Raw genomic sequence first — 26,968 nt, forward strand, 5'->3', positions numbered from 1 at the left:
GTACATAGCTGTATTACATTTACGTCATCTTCCCCACAGGTTGATTATTTTTATATATGATCATAAGGACATCTTTTATGTACCTCAGAAGGTAATTACACATGAATATATTAATCACGACCACTGCGTTTACAGCTTTATTTTGTGGGGCAGCTTTTGCTCAGTCCAGTGATATTGCCCATGAAGCACATCGATTTGTTAATAATGCCTCAGCCGTCAGTCATGTGAATTCCTCGACGCATGAAAACTTACCGGACAGGGTTAATAAAAACAACACGCCCTCATTCTCTGAAATGAATGAACATGAAAGGGCCATTGTTGCTCATTCATTTATGAACAACAGCGCGTCCTATGCGCATCAGAAAATGATTGAGGAACATAAAAAAATGCTGTCCGGCAGTGATGCAAATTCAAAGACCTCGTCTTCTTCTTTTAACGAACTGAATGCCGGAGAAAAAGCCGCTCTCGTGCATGAGCAGGTCAATAATGCCGGTGCGGAAGCACATCAGACGCAGGCAAGAAAGCTTCGCGGGCTGTATTCGACCAGGTAACTGCAGGCGGGTTAGTGCTTAGCGTCAGGTGCGCAGCAGGGCTTTACTGACGGGTTACGTAGCAGGACATGAGCCCCATATTGCTCTGCCGTAACCTGTTTCAGTCCCGTTAATCATCACCGTCGGGCTGGTCATACAGTTCCCAGAGCTTCAGGAGCAAACGGGAAACAAGATATGTTACAAAAATGACGACCATCAACGGTGCTCCCGATTAACTGACAGATGACACGCCTCCTGAAAACCCCTAGCATACGCCGCAGTGTTCATGCTAACGGCGAATTCCAGTAAATGTATTCTACCGATGTCGTAAAAGAAAATGCCTACCTTTCAGCCACCCGCTCGGGGCTGGAATCGAACGAGATCGCTACTCTTCAGCGCTCCTTGCCTTCCCGGTTTAATCTGCGGCATTTGAAAAAAAATGAATCATTAAAACTCGTACTGCAAAAGAAAGCGGGAAAATCACGTGTCGTGGCCTATAAATTTACGTCCGGTTCATTTAATTACACGGCGTATCGTATATCAGATAAAAAGTTCTATAACCTTTCCGATACTTCCGGGAAAGGCAGTCTCGATTATCCGTTACCGGCCACAGCAAGACTCAGTTCGCCTTTCAATCCTGCAAGACTTAACCCGGTATCGGGAAAAGTGAGTCCCCATAATGGCATTGATTATTCCATGCCCATGAACACGAAAATAGTCAGCGTCATCGACGGAAAAATCACCCGGGCCGAATACAACAGTACCATGGGATATTTTGTTGAAGTAACGGGAAAAGCCGGTGTTAAAACTCGCTATCTCCACCTCAATAAAATACTCGTTACTAAAGGGGCCAGGGTTACCCGGGGAGACGCTATTGCGTTATCCGGTAACAGCGGACGTTCATCCGGTCCTCATCTGCATTACGAGCTGGTCATCAATAACAATCCTGTTAACTCACTGGCGTTCCGGGCAGCGGCACCCGCTGATAACAAACTTGAACAGCATGCCTTTGCGCATGCCAGAGACTACGAACGATACCTGGACTGATAACGGGGCCGCGACGCGGCCCCGTCTGCCGGATTAATTTTTTTTATCGTTTTCACTTCCTTGATGTTGATGATCTCCATGCCCTCCGTGGCCGTGGAAAAGATGCATTAGCGGGCAGACCAGCAATAACAGATATGGCCAGTAACCTGCCACATGTGACCAGTGTTCGCGCAGGAGGGCAAATGCCGCGATCGCGGCGACAGCAATAAGCGCATAGGTGGTACTTTTCATACTGGACTCCTTCTGTTCGTAACAGCCCCTTCACTCAGTGTTATTTCCCGAGCCTGACACTTTTCAGACGCAACGCATTCACAATGACGCTGACGGAGGAAAGAGCCATGGCCGCCGCCGCAATAACTGGCGACAGCAGTATTCCATACACAGGATAAAGCAGACCTGCAGCCACAGGCACGCCAAGTGCGTTGTAGATAAATGCAAAAAACAGATTCTGTCGGATATTTTTCATGGTGATTTCTGACAGATGACGGGCCCTGTTCAGTATCATCAAGTCGCCTTTGAGAAGGGTGACTCCGGCACTTTCAATTGCCACATCTGTACCCGTTCCCATGGCTATACCCACGTCAGCCGCTGCCAGCGCCGGGGCATCATTCACACCGTCTCCGGCCATCGCAACCACATGGCCAGACGCTTTCAGTCGGGTTATCACTGCTTTTTTGCCATCCGGCAGAATCCCGGCTTCAACCTCATCTATTCCCAGTTTCCGTGCGACTGCTTCAGCGGTAAGCTGGTTATCCCCGGTGAGCATAACGATGCGGATCCCCGCCTGACGCAAAGCTTTAAGCGCATCCGGCGTGGTTGCTTTCACGGGATCCGAGATAGCTATCAGGCCTGCAAGGTGCCCGTCTGTGGCCACATAGATAACGGTAGCGCCTTCCATCCGCAACGTATCCGCAACGGCCTTTTGATTATCAATAACGATACTGTTTTCCTGCATAGCCAGTTCATTACCAATAACAACCCGTTGACCTTCGACATCGCCTGAGACACCTTTACCCGACGGCGCATTGAAATGAGTGACTGCGGGTATTGCGATCCCCTTTTCCTGTGCTGCTTTAACTACTGCCATACCCAGCGGATGCTGCGAGCCTTTTTCCACTGCGGCCGTTACACGCAAAAGAGATGTTTCCCCACCCGGATTGAGACTGATAATCCCTGTCACCGTCGGCGAACCTTCCGTGAGCGTGCCTGTTTTGTCGACAACCAGCGTGTCCACTTTTTCAAGACGCTCAAGGGCTTCGGCATTCTTGATTAACACCCCGGCCTGGGCTCCTTTGCCCACCCCCACCATTATCGACATCGGCGTGGCCAGCCCCAGCGCGCAGGGACAGGCAATAATCAGGACCGACACAGCCGCAATGAGACCGTGCGCCATCCTGGGCTCGGGCCCCCAGACAGACCAGATCATGAAAGCAACAACCGCGATAAGTATCACCAGAGGAACAAACCAGCCTGAAACGCTGTCAGCCATTCTCTGGATGGGGGCCCGCGAACGCTGTGCATCAGCGACCATCTGAACAATTCGTGAGAGCATCGTTTCATCACCGACTTTCTCTGCACGGATGATAAGACTACCTGTCTGATTAATGGTCCCCCGATGACAGGGTCACCCTCCGTTTTGGTAACAGGCATAGATTCCCCGGTCACCATCGATTCATCAACGGTTGTTTTGCCTTCGACCACGATACCGTCGACCGGAATACTCTCTCCAGGTCTGATGCGGAGCTTATCGCCAGGCAGGACATCTTCCGCATTAATATCCGTTTCATGACCGTCTTGATCCAGCCGCCTGGCGGTTTTGGGGGCAAGGTTAAGAAGCGCAGTAATGGCACCTGAGGTTTGTTCCCTTGCCCGCAATTCAAGGACCTGTCCCAGCAGAACAAGCACCGTAATAACAGCTGCGGCTTCAAAATAAATGGCCACCAGGCCATCCATGTTTCTGAACGATGCAGGAAACCAGGAGGGGAAGACGGTTGCAATGACGCTGTAAACCCAGGCTACGCCGGTCCCCATTGCAACAAGGGTAAACATATTCAGGGAGCGGTTACGTAACGACATTCCGGCCCGGGCGAAGAATGGCCAGCCACACCACAAAACGACAGGAGAGGCCAGAAGTAACTGCAGCCATGTGTTGTACTGTGGCGGTACTGTATTCCTCAAAGCGGGAAACAGATGAGAACCCATTTCGAGTATCAGAACCGGAAACGCCAGCAACAACCCCAGCCAGAAGCGTCTTGTCATGTCGCGAAGTTCATCACTCGTCCCCGTGGATGCCGTAGCTACGAGCGGCTCCAGTGCCATTCCACAGACAGGACAGCTTCCGGGACCACTACGGCGTATCTCCGGATGCATCGGACATGTCCACACACCTTCAGAAATCTCTTTCTCCGCCTGGCGGTGAGACTGTTTTATCTTATCAGGGCTGACTTCATGGTGGTCGTGGTGATGGTGATGTTCACTGGCATCTTCGGTAAAATAATGATCGGGATGGGCTTTAAATTTGCTCTCACAGCTGGCGGAGCAGAAATAAAGCTGATGGTCCTGGTATCGAATGCTGCTGTGCGCCTTGTCAGGCAGGATGACCATCCCGCACACGGGATCTCTCACCTTATGCAATGCGTGACTCTCGTCCGGGGATGATGTCTGCTCAGAAGCAGTCTGGTTGTTATGTTCCACTGCATTGTCATTTTTCACAGTAACTCTCCTTATGCATATCTGAAGCATTTTCTGTCTTCAGGATATGTCATGGATGCGATTACCACGAATGCCGCCGGCATAAGAGTGCCTGCTGCCGGCGTCCCGTTATCAGCCGTTCCGCTGACTATTCGATTCGCTGGAAGACTTTTTTACTGCCCTCCGGTGAGAATGCGATAACATCGTAAGCCTCTTTTCGGGCCCCCATCTCCATTCCCGGACTTCCTGCTGGCATACCGGGGGTGGCGAGACCGTATATACCCGAACCAGACTGCATGGCCTTATGTATCGTTGCCGCAGGCACATGGCCTTCAATGATCAAATTACCTACAACCGCGGTATGACAACTTCGTAGTCCAGCAGGAACAGCATGCTTTTCTTTCAGGGCTGACAGCGCCTGATCATTCATGACGTGAGTTCGCACTTCGAACCCGTCTTTTTCCATCGCTTTGCCCCACAGGGAACAACAGCCACAGTTTTCAGATTTGTACATATCAATGACTTTTTCACTCGCCATTGCAGGCAGTGACAGGCCGAGAGCCAGGGCCATTAGAACCACTTTTTTCATACTCACCTCTGTATATTATCGATATAAACCCTGACGTCAGGGTGAATCAGTGCAGAAGGACGCCCACTGGGGGCGCCCTTTCAGGGTTATGACACGCTTTTTTTATGTCTGCGCAGCCAGATTAATTTGTAGGCGGCAGGAATAATGAACAGGGACAGCAGCGGAGCCGTGATCATCCCACCAATCATTGGCGCAGCAATACGGCTCATGACTTCTGAACCTGCGCCGGTTCCCCAGAGTATTGGCAGCAGACCCGCAATGATCACCGCCACGGTCATGGCTTTCGGCCGGACACGCAGTACGGCACCATGATAGAGGGCTTCATCAAGACCTTCCGGTGTGAACGTCTCTTTACGGGACAATTCCGGGTGCGCTTCAATGGCATGACGCAGATACATCAGCATGACCACGCCAAACTCTGCTGCCACCCCGGCCAGGGCGATAAACCCGGTTCCGGTCGCCACTGACATATGGAAGCCCTGCCAGTACAGGAACCATATTCCGCCAACCAGGGCGAACGGCAGGCTCATCAGGATCAGCAGGGCTTCGTCAACCCGGCGGAATGCCAGATACAACAGGATGAAAATGATCATCACCGTCATCGGCACCATCAGCTTCAGTTTCTTGTTGGCATGCTCAAGCAGTTCAAACTGTCCGGAGAATGCCACACTGGTTCCCGGTCTCAGTTTCACTTTCTCGCTGATGGCCGTCTTAATGTCGTTAACCACCGACACCATGTCCCTGCCGCGGGCATCAACATAAATCCAGCTGGCTGGCCGGGCATTTTCGGTTTTCAGCATGGTTGGTCCAGAAACGACGTTAATATCCGCGACATCGCCCAGCGTGATCTGCTGCTTCATCGGGGTCAGGATCGGCATCTGTTTCAGCGCCTGCGGACTGTTCCGGTAATCCTGCGGGTAGCGAATGTTAATAGGGTACCGGGCCACCCCTTCAACCGTCTCACCCACCATAGCACCTCCGATTGCTGAAGAGACGAACAGCTGGACATCACCTACCGTCATCCCGTAGCGGGAGGCTTTCTCCCGGTTGATATCGATATCGATGTAGCGCCCGCCCTCAAGTCGCTCAGCCAGGACAGACACCACGCCAGGCACGGTTTTGGCTACCGCCTCGATACTCTGCGCCGTCGCGTCGATATCGGACAGAACAGTCCCGGACACTTTGATACCTATCGGGCTTTTGATCCCGGTTGAGAGCATATCAATACGGTTACGGATAGGCGGCACCCAGAGGTTTGCCAGACCCGGTAAACGGACTGTCCTGTCGAGTTCATCAATAATCTTGTCAATTGTCATGCCGGGACGCCACTGATCCTCAGGTTTGAGCTGGATCGTGGTTTCCACCATTTCGAGCGGCGCGGAATCCGTTGCGGTCTCTGCTTTACCGGTCTTGCCAAATACAGAAGCCACTTCAGGAACGCTTTTGATTAACTTGTCTGTTGTCTGCAGGAGCGCTGCAGCTTCTGCCGGAGAGACGCCAGGCAAGGTCGACGGCATATACAGCAGATCGCCCTCGTTAATCTTCGGCAGAAATTCACCGCCCACCTGACTCAGTGGCCAGATAACCGTGAAAATGGACAAGGCCGCAACCAGCAGGGTTGTTTTTGGCCAGTGGAGGACCCGCAGCAGCAAAGGATGATACGCTTTGATCAGCACCCGGTTCAGGGGGTTACTTGTCTCGGCAGGAATTTTCCCCCGGATCCAGAATCCCATCAGAATAGGAATGACGATGATGGCCAGTGCGGCCGCTCCCGCCATGGAGTACGTTTTCGTGAATGCCAGCGGGCCAAACAGACGACCTTCCTGCCCTTCCAGGGTAAAGATAGGAATAAAGGACAGGGTGATGATCAGCAGGCTAATGAACAACGCGGGTCCCACTTCCACGGAGGCGTCGGTAATCACCTTCCAGCGGGTGGCGTTGTCAATCTGCTCACCCGGATGCTGATGATCCCACTCCTCAAGCCGTTTGTGCGCATTTTCAATCATCACAATGGCGGCATCCACCATCGCACCGACGGCAATCGCTATCCCTCCCAGCGACATGATATTGGCGTTCAGTCCCTGGAAGTGCATGACGATAAAGGCGATACACAGGCCAAGCGGCAGAGAGATAATCGCCACCAGGGCAGAACGTACGTGCCACAGGAACAGAGCACAGACGATGGCCACCACGATAAACTCTTCCAGAAGTTTGGAACTGAGGTTATCAATCGCCCGGTCGATTAACTGGCTGCGATCGTAGGTGGTCACGATTTCAACGCCTTCCGGCAGGCTGGCCTTCAGCGTCTCCAGTTTATCCCTCACTGCCGTGATAACGTCGCGCGCATTTTTACCCGACCGCAGGATCACCACGCCGCCAGCGACTTCTCCCTGGCCGTTCAGCTCGGCAATACCACGCCTCATTTCGGGCCCGGTCTGCACGCGGGCAACATCCCGCAGATAAACCGGCACGCCGTTCTCACCTGTTTTCAGGACGATGTTATTAAAATCATCAATGCTCTGAAGATAACCGCTGGCACGGACCATATACTCCGCTTCGGCCATTTCAACGGATGAGCCACCGGCCTCCTGGTTAGACGATTCAAGTGCCTGTTTCACTTCGGGCAGGCTGATACCGTACTGGGACAGTTTTACCGGATTGACCTGAATCTGGTACTGTTTCACCACGCCGCCAACCGAAGCGACCTCAGCCACGTTCGGGATGGTTTTCAGCTCAAATTTCAGGAACCAGTCCTGCAGAGAGCGCAGTTCTGAAAGGTCGTGTTTTCCGTTGCGATCGACAAGGGCATATTCAAATATCCAGCCCACTCCCGTGGCGTCCGGGCCGATTTCAGAGCTCACACCCGCAGGCAGTTTGCCCTGAACCTGATTCAGGTATTCCAGCACGCGCGAACGGGCCCAGTACAGATCGGTGCCGTCTTCAAAAATGACATACACATACGAATCACCGAACTGTGAAAAGCCACGCACGGTTTTTGCGCCAGGTACGGACAGCATGGTGGTGGTAAGCGGATAGGTGACCTGGTTTTCTACAATCTGCGGGGCCTGTCCGGGATAGCTGGTTTTAATAATGACCTGCACATCTGACAGGTCAGGCAGCGCATCGACCGGCGTGTTAATTATCGTCCATGTGCCCCAGATGCTGAGAAACAGTGCGCCCATCATGACCAGGAAACGGTTGGCGACAGAGCGCCGGATAATCCATTCAATCATCGTCGTCTCCTCAGTGCCCTGAATGCATATTTACAGGCTGCTCAGACATTGCTGGCATACTGTTTTCTGTTTTTTCAGGGTGGCGCATACGTTCCAGCGCGCCCGTAATATTGGCTTCGGAGTCAATGAGGAACAGGCCACTGACCACCACGGTATCGCCTTCATTCAGGCCGGAGCCAATGCCGGACTGTTGCTGTGATTCATGCAGAACGTGGATCTGTTTCGGCACAAACTTGCCTTCATCATCAACAGTAATCACGCGCTGTTCTTTGCCGGTATCGATAACGGCCTGGCTTGGTATCAGCAGCATCTCCTGGCTCTTGGTATTCAGTTTCAGATAGGCATTCATGCCCGGCTTGAGAAACTCATCCTTATTAGAAACCTGGAGACGGACCTGAAGCGTACGGGTTGTCTGATCCACGCTGGGAAGAATGTTCCATTTTTCGACATGGAATGTTTTATCCGGATAAGCCGGTACCGAAATTTCAAACTGCGACGTATCTTTCAGCAGATATGCGATAGATTCTGGCACTGCAGCGCTGATCCAGACCGGGTCCATCCCCTGAATCTGAGCCACTACTTTATCTTTCGAAATATTCATTCCGGTGCGCAGGTCAAACGCAGTAATGACACCATCAATAGGTGCTTTAATGGTAAAACGGGTCTGGATTGTGCGGGTTGAACGCAGCCTTTGAATATCCTCTTCCGGCATACCAGCTAGACGAAGTCGCTCCAGAACCCCTTTTATCTGGGTTGACGTACCGCCTGTACCGGATAACAGCAGGAACTCACTTTGTGCCTCAACCCATTCAGGAATGGTGATATCGATAAGCGGAGTGCCTTTCTTCACATGATCGCCAATCGTCAGGGGATACACTTTTTCGACGAAACCGTCAGAGCGCGCCTGCACAATGACAAACTGATACTCGTTGTAACTGACATTAGCCGGGATTGTCTGAGAATAATTCAGCATTCCTCGCGTGACTTTTTGCGTTTTTAATCCCAGATTCTGAACCTGCGTTGGATCGATACGGATCCCGCCACTGCTTTTATCGCCGCTTTCATCAGCATATTTTGGCACCAGGTCCATATCCATAAAGGGAGATTTTCCGGGTTTATCAAATTTGGTATCCGGTTTCATCGGGTCATACCAGAAAAGTACCTTTCGCTCCGGTGCCTTTTGTTCGGTTTGTACTGTTTTTTGTGATGAGTTTACATACTGCCAGGCAGTAACCGATATCAGCCCTCCTGCTATGAGGCTGCTGATAATTATTGCAGCATATTTTATCTTTAAAGAAGCCATACAATTTCTCGCTGAAAAATCAAAACACCTGGCATATGCGCCCGATCATTCATTCACAGTAATCCCTTAATGAATGTTCAGGCGCACTGGATGTATTCGCTCCGGACTGATAATCAGGATTGCGTAACGTTAATGCTTTTGAGTAAGGAGATATTGCCCTGCTGAATAAACGAGAAATCGACATGGTTGCCGGTTTTCAGGGCATTGATAGCGTCGTCTGCATTAACAAAAGTGAAGCGCATGGTCATTGCAGGCCAGCCCACAGCAGGGATTGCTTCGTGCGAAATGGTAATCTTTTTACTATTCATATCAATGTCTTTAACGACACCGGTGCCCTTGATAACCTGCTGTACCGAAGCATCACTGGCAGCATTCATATCGCCATGCTGATGTGTTTCAGCATGAAGACCGGCAGAAAACATGACAGAGAAGGCACCAAATAAAACGGCTTTAAGTGAATTACGCATTTTTAATTTCCTGATTAATTAAATAAATTTACTCTACCCAACCGCCACCCAGCGCGGTAAACAGATTAATTTCGTTAACCTGTCGGGAATAGGTAAGATCGAGAATGGTTTGCTGCGTAGCGAAGAGGGAACGTTCTGCATCCAGCACTTCGATGTAACTGACAGCACCACTTGCATATAATCCTCTGGCACGCTGGAGAGTTATCTGAAGTGAATCAAGATAACGCTGCTGTGACTCAAGTTGCTGGCTAAGGCTGTCGCGCAGCGCAAGCGTGTCGGAAACATCCTTAAAGGCTGACTGAATTTTTTGTTCGTAATTAACCACCGATTGTTGCTGGCGAATTTCAGCCAGCTTCAGATTGGCTTTATTCCTGCCAGCATTAAAAATAGGAATTTCAATTTTAGGGATAAAATTCCACATTCCACTTCCTGACGTAAACAGGCTTGACAGCTCCGTACTGCTTGCGGAAAGACCACTGGTCAGGGTAATGGAGGGGAAAAAGGCCGCTCGCGCTGCGCCAATATTGGCATCAGCCGCTTTCAGCTGATATTCCGCTTCCATAATATCCGGTCGCTGCAGCAAAATTTGTGAAGATAGATTTGGTGGCAATTTTACTGGTGCGATCTCCCCGCCTTTCATCCCTTTTTCTGACGGAAGTGCGCGGTACGTTCCCAGCACCAGTTGCAGGGCATTGTTTGCCTGAGCCAGATCGCCTTCTCGTTTGGCTATTTCGGCGCGGGTACTTTCGATTTGTCCTCTCGCCTGTTCAAGTGCCAGAACGTTCGTACTCCCGGTCACGAGCTGTTGCTCAACGAAAGCATAGGACTGTTCATAATTTTTCAGCGTTTCCCGCGCAATACGGAGTTGTTCGTACGCCAGTTGCTGGCTGAAATAGCTCTGTGAAACGTTGGAGACCAGCAGGATGTGTACGGCCCGACGGGCTTCTTCGCTGGCAAAGTAGTTCTGGCGGTCAGCATCACTCATGTTCTTAAGTTTGCCGAAAAAATCGAGCTCATAGCTGAGCTCCAGTCTCGCGTCGTACTCCTGTGTGGTCGGCTTGTCACCTTTCAGACCACCGCTGTATGTTATCCCGGATGAGGCATTCAGCTGGGGTAACGATCTGCATCCGTGACGTTGAACTGGGCTCGGGCCTCTTCAACCTTCAGGGCAGCCATTCTCAAATCACGGTTATTAGTCAGAGCTTCACCGATCAACCGGGTAACCTGGGGATCGACAAAAAAGTTACGCCAGCCCGTATCCTGATAGCCATTTACCGCTGGCGTCAGGCTGTTATGGGACAGTGAAAACTGCTGGGGTACCGGTGCTGCGGGCCGCTGATATTCAGGCGCAAGCGACACGCAGCCTGCCAGGATGAATATCGTGCTAATGCTGAGTAATTTTAATTTGAACATAACGCTTCTCGTCCAGGCAGACCTGGTAAATGGTTCAAATGAAGTCCAGAGTATTGATAGGGGTACTTTACCTAACGCTCTCTGTTTGCCGAGTGACAGGATAATGACAATGTTGTCATTTTTGCTGTAATCCGTTGATAACGATCGTGGGCGCAATAGAATGACATTAGCAGCCAGCCGGGGAGCAAGATGAAAATATTGATCGTCGAAGACGAAATTAAAACAGGTGAATATCTCAGCAAAGGGCTTACAGAGGCAGGGTTCGTAGTGGATCACGCTGATAATGGTCTTACCGGATATCATCTCGCCATGACAGCCGAGTATGATTTAGTCATTCTGGATATCATGCTACCTGATGTGAACGGCTGGGATATCATCCGCATGCTGCGCACTGCCGGAAAGGGTATGCCGGTCTTACTGCTGACAGCCCTCGGCACGATCGAACATAGGGTCAAAGGACTGGAACTGGGTGCGGACGATTATCTGGTTAAACCCTTTGCGTTTGCCGAACTGCTCGCCCGGGTGAGAACCCTTCTGAGGCGGGGAAACACGATGATCACGGAAAGCCAGTTTAAGGTGGCTGACCTCTCGATTGATCTCGTATCCAGAAAAGTCAGTCGCGCCGGAAACCGCATTGTGCTCACCAGTAAAGAGTTCAGCCTGCTGGAATTCTTCATTCGCCATCAGGGAGAGGTTCTTCCCCGCTCCCTGATTGCCTCTCAGGTCTGGGACATGAATTTTGACAGCGACACTAATGCGATCGATGTCGCAGTAAAGCGACTCCGCGCTAAAATAGACAACGATTACGAGACAAAGCTGATCCAGACAGTCCGGGGCGTGGGCTACATGCTGGAGGTCCCGGATGCATAGCAAACCTTCCAGACGCCCTTTCTCACTCGCTCTGCGGCTGACCTTTTTTATCAGCCTGTCCACGATACTGGCTTTTATCGCCTTCACCTGGTTTATGCTGCATTCTGTTGAAAATCATTTTGCCGAGCAGGATGTCAGCGATCTTCAACAAATCAGCACCACACTGAACCGTATACTGCAGTCCCCGGTGGATCCGGATGATAAAAAAATAAGCAAAATAAAGGAATCAATTGCCAGCTACCGCAACGTTGCCCTTTTGCTCCTCAATCCCAGGGGTGAAGTGCTCTTTAGCTCAGCTCAGGGGGCGGCACTACGCCCGGCAGTGAATTCAGCAGATTTTAGCGAGCACAGCCGCGCACGGGATGTCTTTCTCTGGACGGTGGAGGATCCTGCGGGACCGATGGATACCGGGTCCGAAATGAAGATGGAAACATACAGGATTATCGCCTCCTCTGGTCAGGCGATATTTCAGGGCAAACAGCAGAACTATGTCATGCTGACTGGCCTATCCATTAATTTCCATCTCCATTACCTCGATGCGCTGAAAAAGAACCTGATTGCGATTGCCGTCGTGATAAGCCTGTTGATTGTTCTGATCATTCGAATCGCTGTCCGTCAGGGGCACCTGCCCCTTCGTAATGTCAGCAATGCCATTAAAAACATCACCTCCGAGAATCTTGATGCGCGACTGGAACCGACACGCGTTCCCATTGAGCTGGAGCAACTGGTTATCTCGTTCAATCATATGATTGGAAAGATTGAGGATGTCTTTACCCGCCAGGCCAATTTCTCTGCCGATATCGCGCATGAGATCAGAACGCCCATCACCAATCTGGTGACGCAGACTGAAATCGCACTGAGTCAGGATCGAACACAGAGGGAACTTGAGGATGTCCTCTATTCCAGTCTTGAAGAGTATAACCGGATGACCAAAATGGTCAGCGATATGCTGTTCCTGGCACAGGCAGATAATAATCAGCTGATACCTGACAGGGTCATGTTTGACCTCAGAGCGGAAGTCATGAAAGTCTTCGAGTTTTTCGAAGCCTGGGCCGAAGAACGCAATATCACGCTCAAATTTAACGGGATGCCCTGTCTGGTCGAGGGAGATCCACAAATGTTTAGAAGAGCGATCAATAATCTGTTATCCAATGCCCTGCGTTATACCCCTGAGGGACAGGCAATCACCGTCTCAATAAGAAAACAGGGGAGCTTTTTTGACCTTGTGATTGAAAATCCGGGGAAACCAATCCCTGAAGAGCATTTATCAAGGCTGTTTGACCGTTTTTATCGGGTGGATCCGTCCAGACAACGAAAAGGAGAAGGCAGCGGCATCGGTCTTGCGATTGTGAAGTCAATCGTGGAAGCACATCACGGAAGAGTGCATGTGGAATCGGATATACGCTCGACACGTTTTATTTTATCCGTACCCAGACTGGAGAAAATGATTCCGGATCCCCAACACTGAGAATAAAGATTTAAATGACAAAGATGTCATTAGCCTGTCATGCAGCAAACAGAAGCCATTCGATATAATTAGTGCAACTTATCAGGAAGGCTGGATTGCTTCATCAATACCCGGCGTCAGAGTACGCCAGGAATGAATATCCAGCCATCTCCCGGAGAAATAAGAACTGCCGAACCTGTTTAAGTTATGAAACTGAAAACACCGGTTGTACTTCCCCGGACATCATTAATTGAGAAATGGAGAGTTATCATGAAAAATATCGTATTAGCATCTTTGCTGGGCTTTGGTTTAATTTCTTCGGCCTGGGCCACTGAAACCGTGAATATCCATGAGCGCGTCAACAATGCACAGGCCCCTGCTCACCAGATGCAGTCTGCTGCGGCTCCTGTCGGGATCCAGGGGACTGCTCCCCGTATGACCGGTATGGACCAGCATGAACAGGCCATTATTGCTCATGAAACCATGACGAACGGATCGGCAGATGCGCACCAGAAAATGGTGGAAAGTCATCAGAAGATGATGGGAAATAACACAGTATCCACGACCGTCCCTTCAACGTCTTACGCGGCGATGGATGAGCATGAAAGAGCAGCGGTTGCCCATGAATTCATGAATAACGGTCAGTCCGGCCCACATCAGGCCATGGCCGAAGCGCACCGCCGCATGATCAATGTAGGCTGAATGCGACTGTAGTATCCGTGCTTTTTACCCTTTCCTTGATAGATTATTCCTTAACCGGATATGTTGTGACATTTTTGCCCCCATCAGGGGGCTTTTTTATATGACTCAGCTACAATTAACCGGTACCTACCTGAAAAGGATTTATTAAATGAAAATCAAAAACACCCTTTTTGTTATATTAATGTTATCCCTGCCAGCAATTTCTGCCGAACATTCGGAAATGAAAATGTCAGATATGCACTCATCGGCATCGTCACAGGAATATATGGCTGGCATGAAAGACATGCATGAAAAAATGATGGCCGCCGTTAATGAGCCCGATCCCGATAAGGCCTTTGCAAAAGGTATGATCGCACACCATGAAGGAGCAATAGCAATGGCTGAGACCGAGCTTAAATACGGAAAAGATCCCGAAATGAGAAAGCTTGCGCAGGACATCATTAAAGCTCAGAAAGGTGAAATCGAGCAGATGAATAAATGGCTTGGCAGTCAAAAATAAAGATTGCAAAAACGCCATGATAAGCGTAATTTTAAATCACTCCCGGGCACGGGATCCTGTTAAACGTTAAATAATTAAAACCCGATTAATTTCGGGTTTTTTATATTCTATACTCCGGTCCTTTGCTGTGGACCGGAATATATGCAGCTGCGATTATTTTAACACATTATCTCGTCATGGAAATAATGTCGCTCAGGATCTCAATCAGTTCAATTCTTTCCTGCGTTCCGTCATGATAGGTTGATCTTGAGATTATTCTTTCCGCTGTCATCTGGGGCCAGAATTTATCAAGCACATTATCGGGTTTCATTCCCACAGCCCGGCCGATTATTTTTTTAGCGTCACAGGTGTCCGTAAACGTGACTGCTACACCGGTAATTTCTTCGATCAGATCCGGGCAGAGATAGTTCTCTATTTCACGTTTGCGCGTGGCGAAGAATACCTTACCGGCTTCCTCCACTTCTTTTTTACGTTTCTGAATGGACAGAACCTGTGCAGGGTCTCCCCCAATATCGGAGTCCAGAAATACGCACCAGGGAAGCCCCAGATCGTTGGCCAGATTTAAGGTAACCCAGTGTTTGACGCTCCCGCATCCTCCTATGAGGACTGGCACAATTTTCACGTCCTCAAGAGAGGCTGGCAGCACACCTGATTGTTTAAATGAACTGGCCGCATGCCTCAGGAAAGTGACATCCGACTTTCCTTCTACCAGAACAATGCCTTTAGCCCTTTCCATACCAGTCTCTGGCAACACCCCCAGGCTTTCAGTTGCTTCCTTCAGCACATCGTCATCCGGCATTTTTACAACGGGTTCACCTGTCTCATTTCTGGTGACATAACGTACTGAATCGCCACGGATAATCTAGACACTTCCGAGCCGTTGATAATACTGTTTTTCATATTCTGTCGGTGACATCTGTTCGCTAGAACCATGCCGACGCTTACTGTTATAAAACATTTCGATGTAATCAAAAATATCACTGCGGGCTTCTTCTCGCGTTCCGTAGATCTTTTTCTTTATCCGTTCACGTTTCAACAACTGGAAAAAACTTTCTGCAACCGCATTATCATGGCAGTTACCGCGACGGCTCATGCTACCCTCCAGGCCGTGTGATTTCAGGAACGACTGCCACTCATGGCTTGTGTACTGACTGCCCTGATCCGAATGAACCAGCACCTGTTTTTCGGGATTACGCCGCCATACAGCCATCAGCAGTGCGTTCAGGACAATGTCCTTTGTCATCCGGGATTGCATGGACCAGCCGATAATTTTGCGTGAGAACAGATCAACAACAACGGCAAGATACAGCCAGCCTTCGTGGGTCCTGATGTAGGTTATGTCCGTTACCCAACGCTCATCAGGAGCATCCGGATTGAACTGTCGCTGGAGCCTGTTGGGTGACACGATACTGGCCTCGCCTTTACGTGCCCGCGGGCTTCGGTATCCGACCTGAGCCTTTATTCCGACACGTTTCATCAGTCTCCAGACTCTGTTTACTCCGCACTGTTGCCCGCTGTCACGCAGATCCAGATGGATTTTGCGATAACCATAGACGCATCCCAATTCCAGCCAGAACTGTTTAATCTGTCCTGTCAGTCTCAGGTCTGCCTGATGGCGTTGTGAATGCGGCTGCTGAAGCCAGGCGTAAAAACCACTGGGATGAACATCCAGCACCCGACAGAGCAGGCGAACAGGCCAGCAACAGGAGTTGTCACGGATAAAGGCGTACCTCAGTCGGACAGCTTTGCGAAGTACGCCGCAGCTTTTTTTAATATGTCCCGTTCGTCGGTAACCCGTTTCAGCTCTTTCTGGAGACGGCGGATCTCGGCCTGAGCATCTGACTGTTCTTTATTAGTGGAAGAATCCGGACCGTACTTCTTTATCCAGGCATAAAGGCTGTGGGTGGTGATATCGAGACGTGTTGCAACGCTGGCAACAGAATAACCGCGATCAACAACCTGTTTGACTGCTTCAGTTTTAAACTCTTCGGGATAACGCTTACCGCTCATGGGCACCTCTCTTTAAGCCATCTTAAATGACTCTGAGGTGTCTGTTAAACCCATGGCGATTCAATATCCGTTTCCAGAGGTTAAACGGATTTACCACCCGAAGGTATCCTCTCTCAGGCTGCGAGGATTTTCCGGTCACCCGAAGGTGTTTCTCTCAGACCGGTAAAACGTTGGCTGGCAGTCACCCGAAGGCGCTCCTCTCAGACTGCCGGAGCATTAGCTGGTTGCATGTAGCAACAAGTAAGCCTGTCTATTTTCAGAGCAAATAGTGATTATGTCAACCTGGGTATCAAATGGGTATACCTATTAAATACTATCCAGTTTATTGGTAGAATATAAATAAGTTACCACTTAAATGATACCGATTGGAATGTGACTATTTTAATGTTACTGCCGGAGGAACTTTGTTTATATTTGGATATCTTCGTGCTTCAACTCAGGAACAGGATGCACTGCGTGCAAAATCGAGGCTCAAGGACTTTGCTCAACAACACAATCATCGCATTGCTGGCTGGTATGTTGAAAATGCTTCAGGCGCAGCATTGCACCGACCGGAACTGATGAGACTGCTTCAGGATACAGAGCCAGGGGATGCGATACTTATAGAACAAGTAGATCGGCTTTCACGCCTGGATGATAATGGCTGGGAATCTTTAAAAAAGATGATTAATGAGAAATCGCTTTCAATAATAAGCCTTGATTTGCCTACAAGTCACATTGCCCTGTCCACACCATCAGCTTATGACTTTACTCATAGTATGCTCCGGGCAGTGAATAATATGATGCTGGACATGTTAGCTGCTATCGCCCGTAAAGATTATGAAGATCGTCGCAGAAGGCAGATGGAAGGAATTACAGCCGCCAAGGAAAAAGGGAAATACAGGGGGAGGCTAGCAGATAAGGAAAAACATGAGTTAATTAGAACGCTTCGCAAGAAAAACGGAAAATCAATAAATGAAACGGCAAGGCTCGCCGGCGTTTCACGCATGACAGTTATTCGAGCATGTAAAGATACGGATTGAAATTTAGAAAAGCCACAGCCCTGAATGAGCTGTGGCGCTACGTCCTGAAAATTCAGTAAAGAAACAACTTATTCTGTTTCACCGCGAAAATAAACTTGTTTAATATAACGACCACGGCCATCTCCATGCCCCAAATCCATCGATACTAATGCTTCAGCTTCGTCGCGGCTCATTCCATTTTTAATATGATGATTTACAGCATCACGTGAATAAGCGTAACGCAAACTATGCGGGGCATTTTTACCATTCATCCCTGCCTCTCGTACAATATTTCGGTAACGATCTATTGCAGTATGCAGAGAAGGTTTATCAATCAGTTTTCCGTTATGTTCACTGACATAATGAATTGCCTTATCAAGAATTGATAAAACTTTTTCACGATTGAAAACTGTTGTTTCTCTCGGCCGCCCGCCTTTAGTCCCGAAAACAACACGGACACGCTCATTATTGTTAATCAATGACTGCTTCCATGTTTTTAACGACTTTGCGGACTGCACGGTTTCTTCTGTTCTCAATCCAAGGTATCTTGAAAGTTGTACCGCGAGCGCAACACCTTCATCTTTTTTAAGCGCAAAATTCACAACCGCATTAAGTTTTTCATCTGTAATAGGAAGTTTAGTGCCATCCCGGTTAGCACCAGAAATTCCCAGGGCCTGATTACTCAGGCTGGTATGATTGGGATCGGCCAGTTTATTTCTTCCTGCTGATAATAAAACAGAGCGGATAGCAGACATCTCATTCTGTAACGTCCTGAGAGACAAACTGTCTGCCTTCCTGCTCTCAATATATTTTTCAATATGGGAAGTTTTGATATGTTTTACGTCCCTAATCTGAATATTCAGTTCAGACAGACGTTCAGAAAAACGTTCTGCAATTCTTGAGCGGTCAGCCACAGTTTTATAACTTCCCCTTCCCTGACGAGCAAGTGTGACAAGTTGTTTGCACAGCTGTTTACTGAATCTGGACATTCCTATATCTCCACAGGGATACACGTCCCTCGGCTTGTAAATAAGCGGACGGATCTGTACCCCAGTAATTCATCCCCGACGACACGGTTGCTTTTGCGCTTCCTGCGTCTCAACTGGTATCTGTGCATCGGGGCGGCGAATTGTTGAGTTCTTGCGAGGCACCCCAGATCTCTGATCTGTTTGCTGCTTATGCAGAGCTGACTTACGTCAAGCTGCCTCCAACACTACTGTTCGTAGTGTCGCCATCGATACCGAGTCGATTTCCTCCTTACTGATAATTGAACGTTCAGACGGCCTTCCGTCGTGCTTACGTTGATGTAAAAGTGAGTTTAATACCGTACTAACACGGACTACATGTTGGTCAGATGGTAGTAAAACGTTGAAAACCACGTCGTACGTGGGTTGAGACGTTATGCGCTGCGCGCGTCACTTGGTAGTGTCTTCGCCACTTCACAAGTGACGCCGCGCAGCTTCGTGCTCCTAATGCAACTCCGTAAGCGGCCAAATGTGCCAAATGGCCTTATCCGTCGATGCAAAAGTCGTACGAAACTCAGGGCGTATCCCTGGCAAGAATCATAACGTAGTGAAAGATCAGAGCCTGATTCAGCTCCTTTAATGACAATTCAACATCAGGAAGATGTGAATCATTGAGGCGTTAGCCGGCCAGTTTTTGGTCGGTGACCTTATCCACATTAGTGGCCCCCGTTTTCAAAGGTTAAACGGGTTTACCGCCATAAGGCGTCCCTCTCAGGTATGTGGGACATTAGCTGGCAGTCACCCGAAGGCGCTTCTCTCAGACCGCTGAAGCATTGGCTGGTAACCGCCCGAAGGCACCCCTCTCAGGTTACAGGGGTTTTGGATGGTCGCCGTAGCGACTTCTAATGCACTGGTGATGTTAGCAACGCCTCAGATGATCGTCAACTTTCTTATATTATTCATTGTTAGGGTCTGCATATATCACCATTCCAACAGACATTAGATCCTCAACGTCATTAGCAAGAAAAGGTATAAAAGATTTGCTTTGAATTTTTTCTACTATACCTTGCCCAACGACTATAGGTACGTATTGATAGCCAGGAAAAATATCATTTGGCTTACCTACCAGCACACCTCCAGTATATTCATGGCAATCAGGAAATACATTTGAAAGAGTACTCAGATATGAAATATCAATCAAATGACCAGTATCTGTTGTATACCAGGCATGAAGATTTAGAGCAGGCGTCTCAGAAAAATCTTCGGGCTGAAATCCCTTGTTGGACCATTTTTCAAATTCATCATATGTGGGATTATAAAGCCATTTATCTCCCTTCCATAATTGACCGACTGTCGTCCAAATTTTACAGCCAAGTGCGGATTCAAAATATGGCTGAAGGAAATGACACCACTTGAGACATTGCCCTGCTGAAAAAGAGAAGCTATCCACTTCTGCTTCATGACACACTTTTGCCATCATATTATGATAATCCAATTCACCATCCTTCAAATCCGTTATTGAACCTTCATTAAAGCCCAGCCCTTTTGTAAATTTTAATGCATGCTCAAAGTTGGCTCTGTAATCCAGAGTTTCGTCACACTCTATAATTCGGCCTTTATATTTATTATGGAAATAGGACAAGAGATTAAACACACTTACTCCTTATAGATTTATGAGTGCGGATATAGCAATATCCACACCCTTAATAATTAGTTACTTCCCTTCAGCTACATTCTTAATATTTTGCATTAAATCCTGCAAGCCGCTACTTGCGAGTCTTTGCTTTGAAGAAGAACTGTACGTTATATGAATACGACTACCTGACCCATTTTTTTCTAGCTCAATAGTTAGGTGATCATCATAGTCGCCCCAATCTGAGCCCATTTTATAATAACTTCCAGTCATCGCATCCCATTCCTGATTACTATCGGTAATTGCGCTGGCAGTCCATTCGCCATCGTTATTTTTTTCTCTAATTGATCTCAGTTCATCATTAGAGATAAACTTAAACTTCCTTTTAATTCTTGCTGCTGCAGTATCAACATCTACTGGTACAGTATAACTTTTAGAGGTCGATTCTTTTTTTTCTGAAGGAGATACTTTCATACGCTGCTCATCATTTCCTGAGGAGTTACCTCTCAGGGAATTCATTATTCCTGAGGCACCATCACTGATTTTCTGGTTTGTAGTTGCTATATCATTCATACTACAAGCTGTTACGAGAACAGGTAGTATTAAAATAGTATATAGACCCTTCATATTCCTTTTTTCTCCCTATTTTTACCGTGAAAATAACAGCTTTAGTACGACTTACTATTCCGTCACATTGTAACAGACTGTAAAACCCTGCCGTATTGTATAATGAAAGTCAATGATGAGGTATACCAAATGGCTGGGCGTAAAAAGGAAGCTCACTTCACTTTAATTATATCACTTAGCTTAGTCGTGAAGGCGGGGGAAAGCCTTTCTCTGCGCATCTTCCAGCCCATAGATGCATCTTTAATACCTTGCCCTGCAAACCAAACAGAGCCTTTGCCTGAATGGTTAATGCTGTCTATTAATGTCATCAGCTCTTCGCTGTTACGATGAGGCTGAAAGTCATCAAAAAGGGTCAATTGAGATACGGCAGCGCTTCGGAAATCAGTGAGCATCACGCCAGCACGATGATAACGGTGCCCTGGTACAAATATCGTATCAAATGCCTTTATAGCCGCGTTAATGATATCCCGTGAATCCTGAGCGGGTACAGCAAGCTCTGTTACCGCCTGATTCTTATAAAACACCTCATTTTCTGAGAAAGGGCTGGTACTGATGAAAACTGCTACCCGTTTACAAAATTGATGCTCTGCACGGAGTTTTTCTGCTGCACGTTCAGCATGAGCGCAAATGGCCTGATGCAGGCTGACTTCGTCCGACGGTTTTTCTCCAAAAGATCGGGAGCATATGATTTGTTCTTTTGGGGCAGTAAATTCTTCTAAACCGAGGCAAGGAATACCGTTCAGCTCTCTGACCGTGCGCTCAACAACTACTGAGAACTGTTTACGAATGAATGAAGGCGACAGCTCAGCCAGCTGAAGTGCATTGTTAATGCCCATAAACTGTAATTTTTTACCCAGCCGCCGTCCTATACCCCAGACCTCCTCAACTGGTACTAAAGCCATTAACTTACGCTGACGCTGTCTGTCACTGAGATCTACCACACCTCGCGTTGCGGGCCAGCGCTTACTTGCATACTGAGCCAGTTTGGCGAGCGTTTTTGTAGGGCCTATTCCCACTCCCACAGTCAGATGTGTTCTTCGCTTAATCTGATCACGTATCTGATGGCCAAACACCTCAAGCGATAACAGATTACGCATACCCGTAAGATCACAAAAAGCTTCATCGATACTGTAAATTTCCACACGCGGAGTCAGTAACTGCAAAATAGTCATCACTCTGTCTGACATATCAGCATTTATGTGGAATACAATTTCAACAGCTTAATTAGTAACCGACTCAAAGCACGCGCGCTTTAGGTATGTCAGACCAGCGCGTGGTCCAAGCAGGGCTTAGCATTTCACGTTTCATTTTCCATTCGGTATTAATGCCCTGGCCCGCAAACCATACATTTCCCATTCCGGACTGGTTGATATCATCCAGTACCTTCATCAGCTGTGCGCTATTGGCCCGCGGCTGGTTATCTTCAAACAGATTGAGCTGGCTTACACCGTTTGGAGTGAAGTTATCAAGCATGATACCTGCTTTCATGTACCTTCGACCCTCAAGCCAGATACGGTCAAGTGATCGCATCGCAGATTCAATAATGTCACGCGTGTCCTGTGTTGGCAGCGTCAGTTTCTCACCAGCGCTGTTCCCGTAAAAAACCTCACCGTTTGCGTGTGGCGACGTCCGGATAAACACACCGATGTTGCGACAGTACTGACGTTCCCCGCGCAGTTTTTCCGCTGCGCGCGCAGCGTACTGACACAGCGCCTGCTGCATAGCGACTTTTGAGGTAATTCGCTCGCCGAAGCTGCGGCTACAGACAATCTGCTGTTTTGCCGGTGGCAGCTCTTCGAGCGGAATACATGATTCACCGTTCAGCTCGCGTACGGTGCGCTCCAGCACCACGGAAAAGTTATCGCGAATGAACTTCGGACGCGCGCGTGATAGCTGCAGAGCAGTTTCGATGCCCATAAGGTTGAGTCGTTTACCGATACGCCGTCCCACGCCCCATATTTCCTCAACGGGCTGGTTAGCCAGCAGGGTTTCAGTACGTTTCGGATTACCTGGCGTAAGCGCCAGTACGCCGCGAAACTGCTTCCACTCCTTGCCCGCCCACTGGGCCGATTTTGCCAGTGTTTTGGTCGGCCCCATGCCGATACCGACGGTGAGACCCGTTGTGGTAAAGACATGCGCACGCAGGCGACGGCCAAAAGTTTCGAAGTTCTCACAGCCGTCAATACCGGTGAGATCCAGAAACATCTCATCAATGCTGTACTGCTCGACGCGTGGCGTTATCTCTTCAAGCGCGGTCATTACTCTCTGGCTGAGGCTGTGATAAAGCGCGTAATTGGAGCTGAACACGTGCACCTTTTCCGGATAATCCTGTGTTTTTACCTCAAACCATGGCGCACCCATTTTGATGCCAAGCGCTTTTGCGCCAGCGGAGCGTGCAATGACGCATCCGTCGTTGTTGCTGAGCACTAGCACAGGTCTGCCACGCAGGTCCGGGCGGAACAGCGTCTCGCAGCTGGCATAGAATGAATTAACGTCAGCCAGGCCGAACATGGACATCATGATCTCCGCCGTGTGTAGATAACCCGCACATATCAGTTTCTCCGGCGCGGAGTGTGCACGAAGTGCGCCACTACGCCGAAAATTTCCAGGGTATCCGGGTCTGGGATAATAACAGGATAGGCGGGATTCATCGGCTGCAATACCGGCCCTTTCTGGGTAATAAGAAGGCGCTTGACCGTAAATTCGCCGTACAGTACAGCGATAACCACGTCGCCGTGCTCAGGCCTGAGTGCCCGATCGACTATCAGCAGATCGCCGTCGTAAAGTCCTATATCCTGCATGCTGTTGCCCTGTGCGCGCAGGAAAAAGGTGCTTGCCCTGTGGGCTATTAGATATTCGTTTAAGTCGAGTTCCTGCTCCGCATAGTCCTGGCAAGGAGAGGGAAAACCGCAGGGTACGCGTTCCAGGAAAAGGGGCCTGTAGCTGGGCGGCGGATTATCCGCCGGGTGCATCAACTCAAAGGCGTGAAACATAGCAAAAATCCCTGTCAAAATGCTGTACGTATTTACAGTAGTATTGTCTGACTTTACGGACGAAGCAAGAAGCGTGGGGCGACACAAATATCATTAAAATAATGGACTATTGATTTATTTGAATTTATAGCGGAACGACAGCTCGTAAAACAAGCAGCTATCAGGACTTTCTGTGTCAGGGCATGTTAAAAATTTATTTTGATTCAGGAAAGATCTTACTTAGTCTGTTCAGTACTTCACTTATGCCCCTGCTGACAATCCGATCCTCCCGCATCACTGTCCCCAGAGTCCGGTGAAGCGATGGCGTTACTGAGTAAAGACTGAGACCCTGCCTTTCTTCATGACTTGCAACGGACATACGGGGAACGATGCTGTAACCCAGGCCGGAACGAACCATCCTTTTAATGGCTTCAATACTGCCAAGCTCCATAACCGGGCTGACAGTATGCCCTGCATCGCTGAACCATCCGTCAATCAGATCGCGTGTGGCACTTCCGGGTTCAAATACAATCAGCGGCAGTGGCAAAAGGGTATCAGGAGACAGCGGTTTTGCACTCTGCTCCGAGGTGTCCTTTTCCATGATTACAACAAACTCATCCGTACCCAGCGGGCTGACACTCAGGCATTTACCGGCTGCCGGCAGCGTTACCAGACCAATATCTATACGGTTTTCCTCCACTCCCCGTACAATATCTGAAGTATTGCCTGTGCGTACATCCACCTTCAGCAGGGGATGGGTCTGTCGAAGTTGCTGCAGTAAGTGAGGTAGCAGATGGATACAGGCTGTTGCGCCTGTGCCGACAGTAACGGTGCCGGTTATTTCGTCTGAATGCAGGGAAACCGCTTCAACCGCTCCGCTTACCACCGCATCAATTTTCATGCAGTGTTCAGCGAGAGTCAAACCGGCAGTCGTTGGTCTTACTCCCCGGCTGGTTCGCTCAATAAGCCTGACCTTAAGCGTCTGCTCCAGCTGTCTTATCTGCAGGCTCACTGCCGGTTGCGACAAGCCAAGTACTTCTGCCGCCCCCGAGAAACTGCCCCGGCTGATGACCAGCCTGAAGGTAGCCAGATGATCGAGGTTCAGTGTTGCCATGCCAAAGTTTTCCTCATAACGCTGATAAGCCCTGCTGCCTGTCTGAAATGATTCATCCGGGTTAGTCTCTGTTTCTGATCTGAAAGGGAGCTGTACTGATGGAAATAACCGAAGCAGATGAACGACATATTCCCGCTATACAACAGATTTATGCTTATCACGTATTACACGGCACCGCCACTTTTGAAACCGAACCGCCGGGTGAGGCTGAAATGGCAGCCCGGCTGAAAAAGGTACATGCAGCAGGACTGCCCTGGTTGGTGGCGGTTGACGGAGGAATTGTTCGAGGATACTGCTATTTGTCTCTATACCGGGAACGGTGCGCCTATCGCTTTACTCTGGAAGACTCTGTATATGTTGATGCCACGTATCAGGGGCGGGGCATTGGAAAAATGCTGCTATCCCGTGCAGTAGGATGGGCAGAAGCCCGTGGTTTTCGGCAACTTGTAGCGGTGGTGGGGAACAGTGAAAATACTGCCTCCCTTGCTCTTCACCGCGCTGCAGGCTTCAGCATCACTGGCACCCTCAGGTCTGTAGGATTCAAGCATGGGCGCTGGCTCGATACGGTTATCCTGCAGCGTACGCTCGGGCATGGCGACGCTACGCTTCCGGAAAGTACAGAATGACACAAGGATATCTGACAGGCCGCACCATTTTCTGCATCGGCATGACGCAGCTTATCAACTGGGGTATTACGTTCTACATGCCGGGTGTCTTCGGAGCCGCCATCATGGCGGAAACAGGCTGGTCTTCCGGTGAGACATTCTCCGGCCTGAGCGTTGCCATGCTCGTTATGGGGCTGGTTTCACCGCTTATCGGTCCCGTAATGGCCCGTACCGGTGGACGCACCCTGATGATGGCGGGAACTTTGGCTATAACCATCGGGTGTTTTCTGATGGCGTTTACCTATTCAACATTAGCGTGGGATGCCGTCTGGATCCTGACAGGCGCGGGCATGCGGCTTGCTCTGTATGACGCCGCTTTTGCCATGCTTGTGGAAACCGCAGGCGCAGAGGCTCGCAAGGCAATCTCTCTGGTCACCCTGCTGGGCGGTCTCGCGTCGGCCGCTTTCTGGCCTGCTGGCGCAGCGCTTCTTCACGTCACCGACTGGCGGCATGCCGTCATCATTTATGGCTGTGCGGGCCTGCTGAGCCTGTTTTTTTTAACTGCCGTTCCGGCAGGCAGTCGGGTAAAACTTCCCGTAACAGGGCGATCCGGCCATTCGGCTGACGCAACAGCAACATCAGAGGACACAAAAGCACTCATCAGCGGCCTGTGGTATGCCACTCTGATAGCGTTGATAAGCTTTGTCTCCACCGGCGTGTCCACACATTTTCCCCGGATACTGGCCTCTTATGGCGTGCCTGCTCTGGCTGGCATGCTGTGGGGAGTGGGGCAGTTAGGTGCCCGTCTGCTGGGTGTAGTTTCAGGTGCACGAATCTCCGCGATACGCCTGAACCTTATAACCGGTATCCTGCTTCCCCTCTGTTTTCTGACCGGCCTTGCAGGCAGCATTACTCCTGTGGCTACAGCCTTTTTCGTTCTGGGCTATGGGGCCGTAAACGGACTGAATACGATCGTGAAGGCCGTACTTCCTCTTGTGCTGTTTGATCCGCAGCAGTACGCCCGCAAAACAGGAATACTGATGTCGCCGGCATTTTTTCTCGCGGCACTGGCTCCGTCTGCGTATGCCATACTGCTGGAGCGCTACGGTATACCCGGCACGCTGCTTTTTTCCTTCATCCTGACCCTGATCATTACGGCGATTTCTGTGGTCCTCTGGCAGCGTCATTCTGGCTCTGTTGTGCAGAACCGGGACCATGGAGCATCTACCCTTCACGAAAAAAATGTTTGA

At 49.4% G+C, this 26,968-nt stretch carries 22 protein-coding genes and 3 pseudogenes; 9 read left to right on the top strand and 16 right to left on the bottom strand.

Annotated elements, in window-relative coordinates; genetic code table 11:
- The first annotated feature begins 101 nt into the window (after positions 1-101).
- Both C2E15_RS18950 and C2E15_RS18955 read left to right on the top strand, forming a co-directional pair.
- Positions 102-551 carry a copper resistance protein gene (locus tag C2E15_RS18950; RefSeq protein ID WP_001023257.1) on the top strand — a complete coding sequence of 150 codons (450 nt, stop codon included), beginning with the start codon at positions 102-104 and terminating at the stop codon, positions 549-551.
- Between the two features lie 288 nt (positions 552-839).
- Positions 840-1,577 (top strand): peptidoglycan DD-metalloendopeptidase family protein, encoded by a 738-nt coding sequence (locus tag C2E15_RS18955; protein WP_004118669.1) that lies wholly within the window; start codon positions 840-842, stop codon positions 1,575-1,577.
- Between the two features lie 33 nt (positions 1,578-1,610).
- Here the strand turns inward: C2E15_RS18955 and C2E15_RS18960 are convergent, their stop codons facing one another.
- From C2E15_RS18960 to silC, 7 genes and pseudogenes are all read right to left on the bottom strand, one after another.
- Entirely contained in the window at positions 1,611-1,808 is a 198-nt protein-coding gene (locus C2E15_RS18960) for a DUF2933 domain-containing protein (protein WP_000843497.1), read from the bottom strand.
- 40 nt (positions 1,809-1,848) lie between these two features.
- A pseudogene (silP, locus tag C2E15_RS18965) lies at positions 1,849-4,319 on the bottom strand (Ag(+)-translocating P-type ATPase SilP).
- A gap of 97 nt (positions 4,320-4,416) precedes the next feature.
- Positions 4,417-4,857 carry a DUF411 domain-containing protein gene (locus tag C2E15_RS18970; protein WP_002436620.1) on the bottom strand — a complete coding sequence of 147 codons (441 nt, stop codon included), beginning with the start codon at positions 4,855-4,857 and terminating at the stop codon, positions 4,417-4,419.
- 86 nt (positions 4,858-4,943) lie between these two features.
- Complete coding sequence (gene silA / locus C2E15_RS18975; protein ID WP_000574021.1) at positions 4,944-8,090, bottom strand: Cu(+)/Ag(+) efflux RND transporter permease subunit SilA; 3,147 nt, start codon at positions 8,088-8,090, stop codon at positions 4,944-4,946.
- Between the two features lie 10 nt (positions 8,091-8,100).
- Positions 8,101-9,393, bottom strand: coding sequence for a Cu(+)/Ag(+) efflux RND transporter periplasmic adaptor subunit SilB (gene silB, locus C2E15_RS18980; protein WP_001485328.1), 1,293 nt, complete (start codon positions 9,391-9,393; stop codon positions 8,101-8,103).
- Between the two features lie 113 nt (positions 9,394-9,506).
- The gene (gene cusF, locus C2E15_RS18985) at positions 9,507-9,860 is read right to left on the bottom strand and encodes a cation efflux system protein CusF (RefSeq protein ID WP_001246153.1); all 354 of its coding nucleotides are present in this window, start codon (positions 9,858-9,860) and stop codon (positions 9,507-9,509) included.
- Between the two features lie 28 nt (positions 9,861-9,888).
- Positions 9,889-11,273 (bottom strand): annotated as a pseudogene (gene silC / locus C2E15_RS18990) (Cu(+)/Ag(+) efflux RND transporter outer membrane channel SilC).
- 189 nt (positions 11,274-11,462) lie between these two features.
- On the opposite strand from silC, the gene silR reads away from it, so the two are divergent.
- From silR to copM, 4 genes are all read left to right on the top strand, one after another.
- Positions 11,463-12,143: a copper/silver response regulator transcription factor SilR gene (gene silR, locus C2E15_RS18995; protein WP_000697968.1), complete on the top strand. Its 681-nt coding sequence runs from the start codon at positions 11,463-11,465 to the stop codon at positions 12,141-12,143.
- Positions 12,136-13,611, top strand: coding sequence for a copper/silver sensor histidine kinase SilS (silS, locus tag C2E15_RS19000; protein ID WP_000555738.1), 1,476 nt, complete (start codon positions 12,136-12,138; stop codon positions 13,609-13,611). Before silR ends, silS begins: the two co-directional genes overlap by 8 nt.
- 249 nt (positions 13,612-13,860) lie before the next feature.
- Positions 13,861-14,292, top strand: coding sequence for a silver-binding protein SilE (silE, locus tag C2E15_RS19005; RefSeq protein WP_006785880.1), 432 nt, complete (start codon positions 13,861-13,863; stop codon positions 14,290-14,292).
- A gap of 148 nt (positions 14,293-14,440) precedes the next feature.
- Positions 14,441-14,791 carry a CopM family metallochaperone gene (gene copM, locus C2E15_RS19010; RefSeq protein ID WP_006785879.1) on the top strand — a complete coding sequence of 117 codons (351 nt, stop codon included), beginning with the start codon at positions 14,441-14,443 and terminating at the stop codon, positions 14,789-14,791.
- Between the two features lie 166 nt (positions 14,792-14,957).
- On the opposite strand, the pseudogene C2E15_RS19015 reads toward copM, so the two are convergent.
- Positions 14,958-15,641 (bottom strand): annotated as a pseudogene (locus tag C2E15_RS19015) (TOPRIM nucleotidyl transferase/hydrolase domain-containing protein); the annotation flags it as partial.
- 12 nt (positions 15,642-15,653) lie between these two features.
- Positions 15,654-16,801, bottom strand: a protein-coding gene (locus tag C2E15_RS19020; protein ID WP_087464944.1) for an IS3 family transposase whose coding sequence is annotated in 2 segments (ribosomal slippage) — positions 15,654-16,552 and positions 16,552-16,801 — 1,149 coding nt in all. Because the reading frame shifts where the segments join, the coding sequence is not laid out codon by codon here.
- A 404-nt stretch (positions 16,802-17,205) separates the two neighbouring features.
- Between C2E15_RS19020 and C2E15_RS19030 the strand changes: the two genes are divergently transcribed.
- A complete protein-coding gene (locus C2E15_RS19030; protein ID WP_020899211.1) occupies positions 17,206-17,823 on the top strand; it encodes a recombinase family protein in 618 nt (205 codons plus the stop codon).
- 68 nt (positions 17,824-17,891) lie between these two features.
- On the opposite strand, the gene C2E15_RS19035 is transcribed toward C2E15_RS19030, so the two are convergent.
- The 7 genes from C2E15_RS19035 to C2E15_RS19065 all read right to left on the bottom strand — a co-directional run bounded on the left by C2E15_RS19035 (position 17,892) and on the right by C2E15_RS19065 (position 25,113).
- Positions 17,892-18,791, bottom strand: coding sequence for an integrase domain-containing protein (locus C2E15_RS19035; RefSeq protein WP_006786007.1), 900 nt, complete (start codon positions 18,789-18,791; stop codon positions 17,892-17,894).
- Between the two features lie 931 nt (positions 18,792-19,722).
- Positions 19,723-20,421 (bottom strand): hypothetical protein, encoded by a 699-nt coding sequence (locus tag C2E15_RS21535; RefSeq protein ID WP_020899212.1) that lies wholly within the window; start codon positions 20,419-20,421, stop codon positions 19,723-19,725.
- A 60-nt stretch (positions 20,422-20,481) separates the two neighbouring features.
- Positions 20,482-21,027: a hypothetical protein gene (locus C2E15_RS19045; RefSeq protein WP_020899213.1), complete on the bottom strand. Its 546-nt coding sequence runs from the start codon at positions 21,025-21,027 to the stop codon at positions 20,482-20,484.
- 152 nt (positions 21,028-21,179) lie between these two features.
- Positions 21,180-22,238, bottom strand: a complete 1,059-nt coding sequence (gene umuC, locus C2E15_RS19050) for a translesion error-prone DNA polymerase V subunit UmuC (protein WP_308302662.1) — start codon at positions 22,236-22,238, stop codon at positions 21,180-21,182.
- A gap of 25 nt (positions 22,239-22,263) precedes the next feature.
- On the bottom strand, positions 22,264-23,538 hold the full coding sequence (gene umuC, locus C2E15_RS19055) for a translesion error-prone DNA polymerase V subunit UmuC (RefSeq protein ID WP_023202697.1): 1,275 nt from the start codon (positions 23,536-23,538) through the stop codon (positions 22,264-22,266).
- A gap of 41 nt (positions 23,539-23,579) precedes the next feature.
- Positions 23,580-24,020, bottom strand: a complete 441-nt coding sequence (gene umuD, locus C2E15_RS19060) for a translesion error-prone DNA polymerase V autoproteolytic subunit (protein ID WP_006786002.1) — start codon at positions 24,018-24,020, stop codon at positions 23,580-23,582.
- Between the two features lie 193 nt (positions 24,021-24,213).
- On the bottom strand, positions 24,214-25,113 hold the full coding sequence (locus C2E15_RS19065) for a LysR family transcriptional regulator (RefSeq protein ID WP_006786000.1): 900 nt from the start codon (positions 25,111-25,113) through the stop codon (positions 24,214-24,216).
- A gap of 98 nt (positions 25,114-25,211) precedes the next feature.
- Here C2E15_RS19065 and C2E15_RS19070 point away from each other — a divergent pair, with 98 nt between their 5' ends.
- Together C2E15_RS19070 and C2E15_RS19075 are read left to right on the top strand one after the other, a co-directional pair.
- Complete coding sequence (locus tag C2E15_RS19070) at positions 25,212-25,739, top strand: GNAT family N-acetyltransferase (protein WP_020899215.1); 528 nt, start codon at positions 25,212-25,214, stop codon at positions 25,737-25,739.
- The gene (locus tag C2E15_RS19075) at positions 25,736-26,968 is read left to right on the top strand and encodes an MFS transporter (RefSeq protein WP_023202698.1); all 1,233 of its coding nucleotides are present in this window, start codon (positions 25,736-25,738) and stop codon (positions 26,966-26,968) included. The genes C2E15_RS19070 and C2E15_RS19075 overlap by 4 nt, the downstream gene beginning before the upstream one ends.

Origin of the sequence: Mixta gaviniae, from assembly GCF_002953195.1 — a bacterium.
Lineage (GTDB): Bacteria > Pseudomonadota > Gammaproteobacteria > Enterobacterales > Enterobacteriaceae > Mixta > Mixta gaviniae.

Excerpts from the sequence above, each read along its gene's own strand:
- C2E15_RS18950 (WP_001023257.1), top strand. The coding sequence starts at position 102 with ATGAATATATTAATCACGACCACTGCGTTTACAGCTTTATTTTGTGGG.
- C2E15_RS18955 (WP_004118669.1), top strand. The coding sequence starts at position 840 with ATGTATTCTACCGATGTCGTAAAAGAAAATGCCTACCTTTCAGCCACC.
- C2E15_RS18960 (WP_000843497.1), bottom strand. The coding sequence starts at position 1,808 with ATGAAAAGTACCACCTATGCGCTTATTGCTGTCGCCGCGATCGCGGCA.
- C2E15_RS18970 (WP_002436620.1), bottom strand. The coding sequence starts at position 4,857 with ATGAAAAAAGTGGTTCTAATGGCCCTGGCTCTCGGCCTGTCACTGCCT.
- silA (WP_000574021.1), bottom strand. The coding sequence starts at position 8,090 with ATGATTGAATGGATTATCCGGCGCTCTGTCGCCAACCGTTTCCTGGTC.
- silB (WP_001485328.1), bottom strand. The coding sequence starts at position 9,393 with ATGGCTTCTTTAAAGATAAAATATGCTGCAATAATTATCAGCAGCCTC.
- cusF (WP_001246153.1), bottom strand. The coding sequence starts at position 9,860 with ATGCGTAATTCACTTAAAGCCGTTTTATTTGGTGCCTTCTCTGTCATG.
- silR (WP_000697968.1), top strand. The coding sequence starts at position 11,463 with ATGAAAATATTGATCGTCGAAGACGAAATTAAAACAGGTGAATATCTC.
- silS (WP_000555738.1), top strand. The coding sequence starts at position 12,136 with ATGCATAGCAAACCTTCCAGACGCCCTTTCTCACTCGCTCTGCGGCTG.
- silE (WP_006785880.1), top strand. The coding sequence starts at position 13,861 with ATGAAAAATATCGTATTAGCATCTTTGCTGGGCTTTGGTTTAATTTCT.
- copM (WP_006785879.1), top strand. The coding sequence starts at position 14,441 with ATGAAAATCAAAAACACCCTTTTTGTTATATTAATGTTATCCCTGCCA.
- C2E15_RS19035 (WP_006786007.1), bottom strand. The coding sequence starts at position 18,791 with ATGTCCAGATTCAGTAAACAGCTGTGCAAACAACTTGTCACACTTGCT.
- C2E15_RS19045 (WP_020899213.1), bottom strand. The coding sequence starts at position 21,027 with ATGAAGGGTCTATATACTATTTTAATACTACCTGTTCTCGTAACAGCT.
- umuC (WP_023202697.1), bottom strand. The coding sequence starts at position 23,538 with ATGTTCGGCCTGGCTGACGTTAATTCATTCTATGCCAGCTGCGAGACG.
- umuD (WP_006786002.1), bottom strand. The coding sequence starts at position 24,020 with ATGTTTCACGCCTTTGAGTTGATGCACCCGGCGGATAATCCGCCGCCC.
- C2E15_RS19065 (WP_006786000.1), bottom strand. The coding sequence starts at position 25,113 with ATGGCAACACTGAACCTCGATCATCTGGCTACCTTCAGGCTGGTCATC.
- C2E15_RS19070 (WP_020899215.1), top strand. The coding sequence starts at position 25,212 with ATGGAAATAACCGAAGCAGATGAACGACATATTCCCGCTATACAACAG.
- C2E15_RS19075 (WP_023202698.1), top strand. The coding sequence starts at position 25,736 with ATGACACAAGGATATCTGACAGGCCGCACCATTTTCTGCATCGGCATG.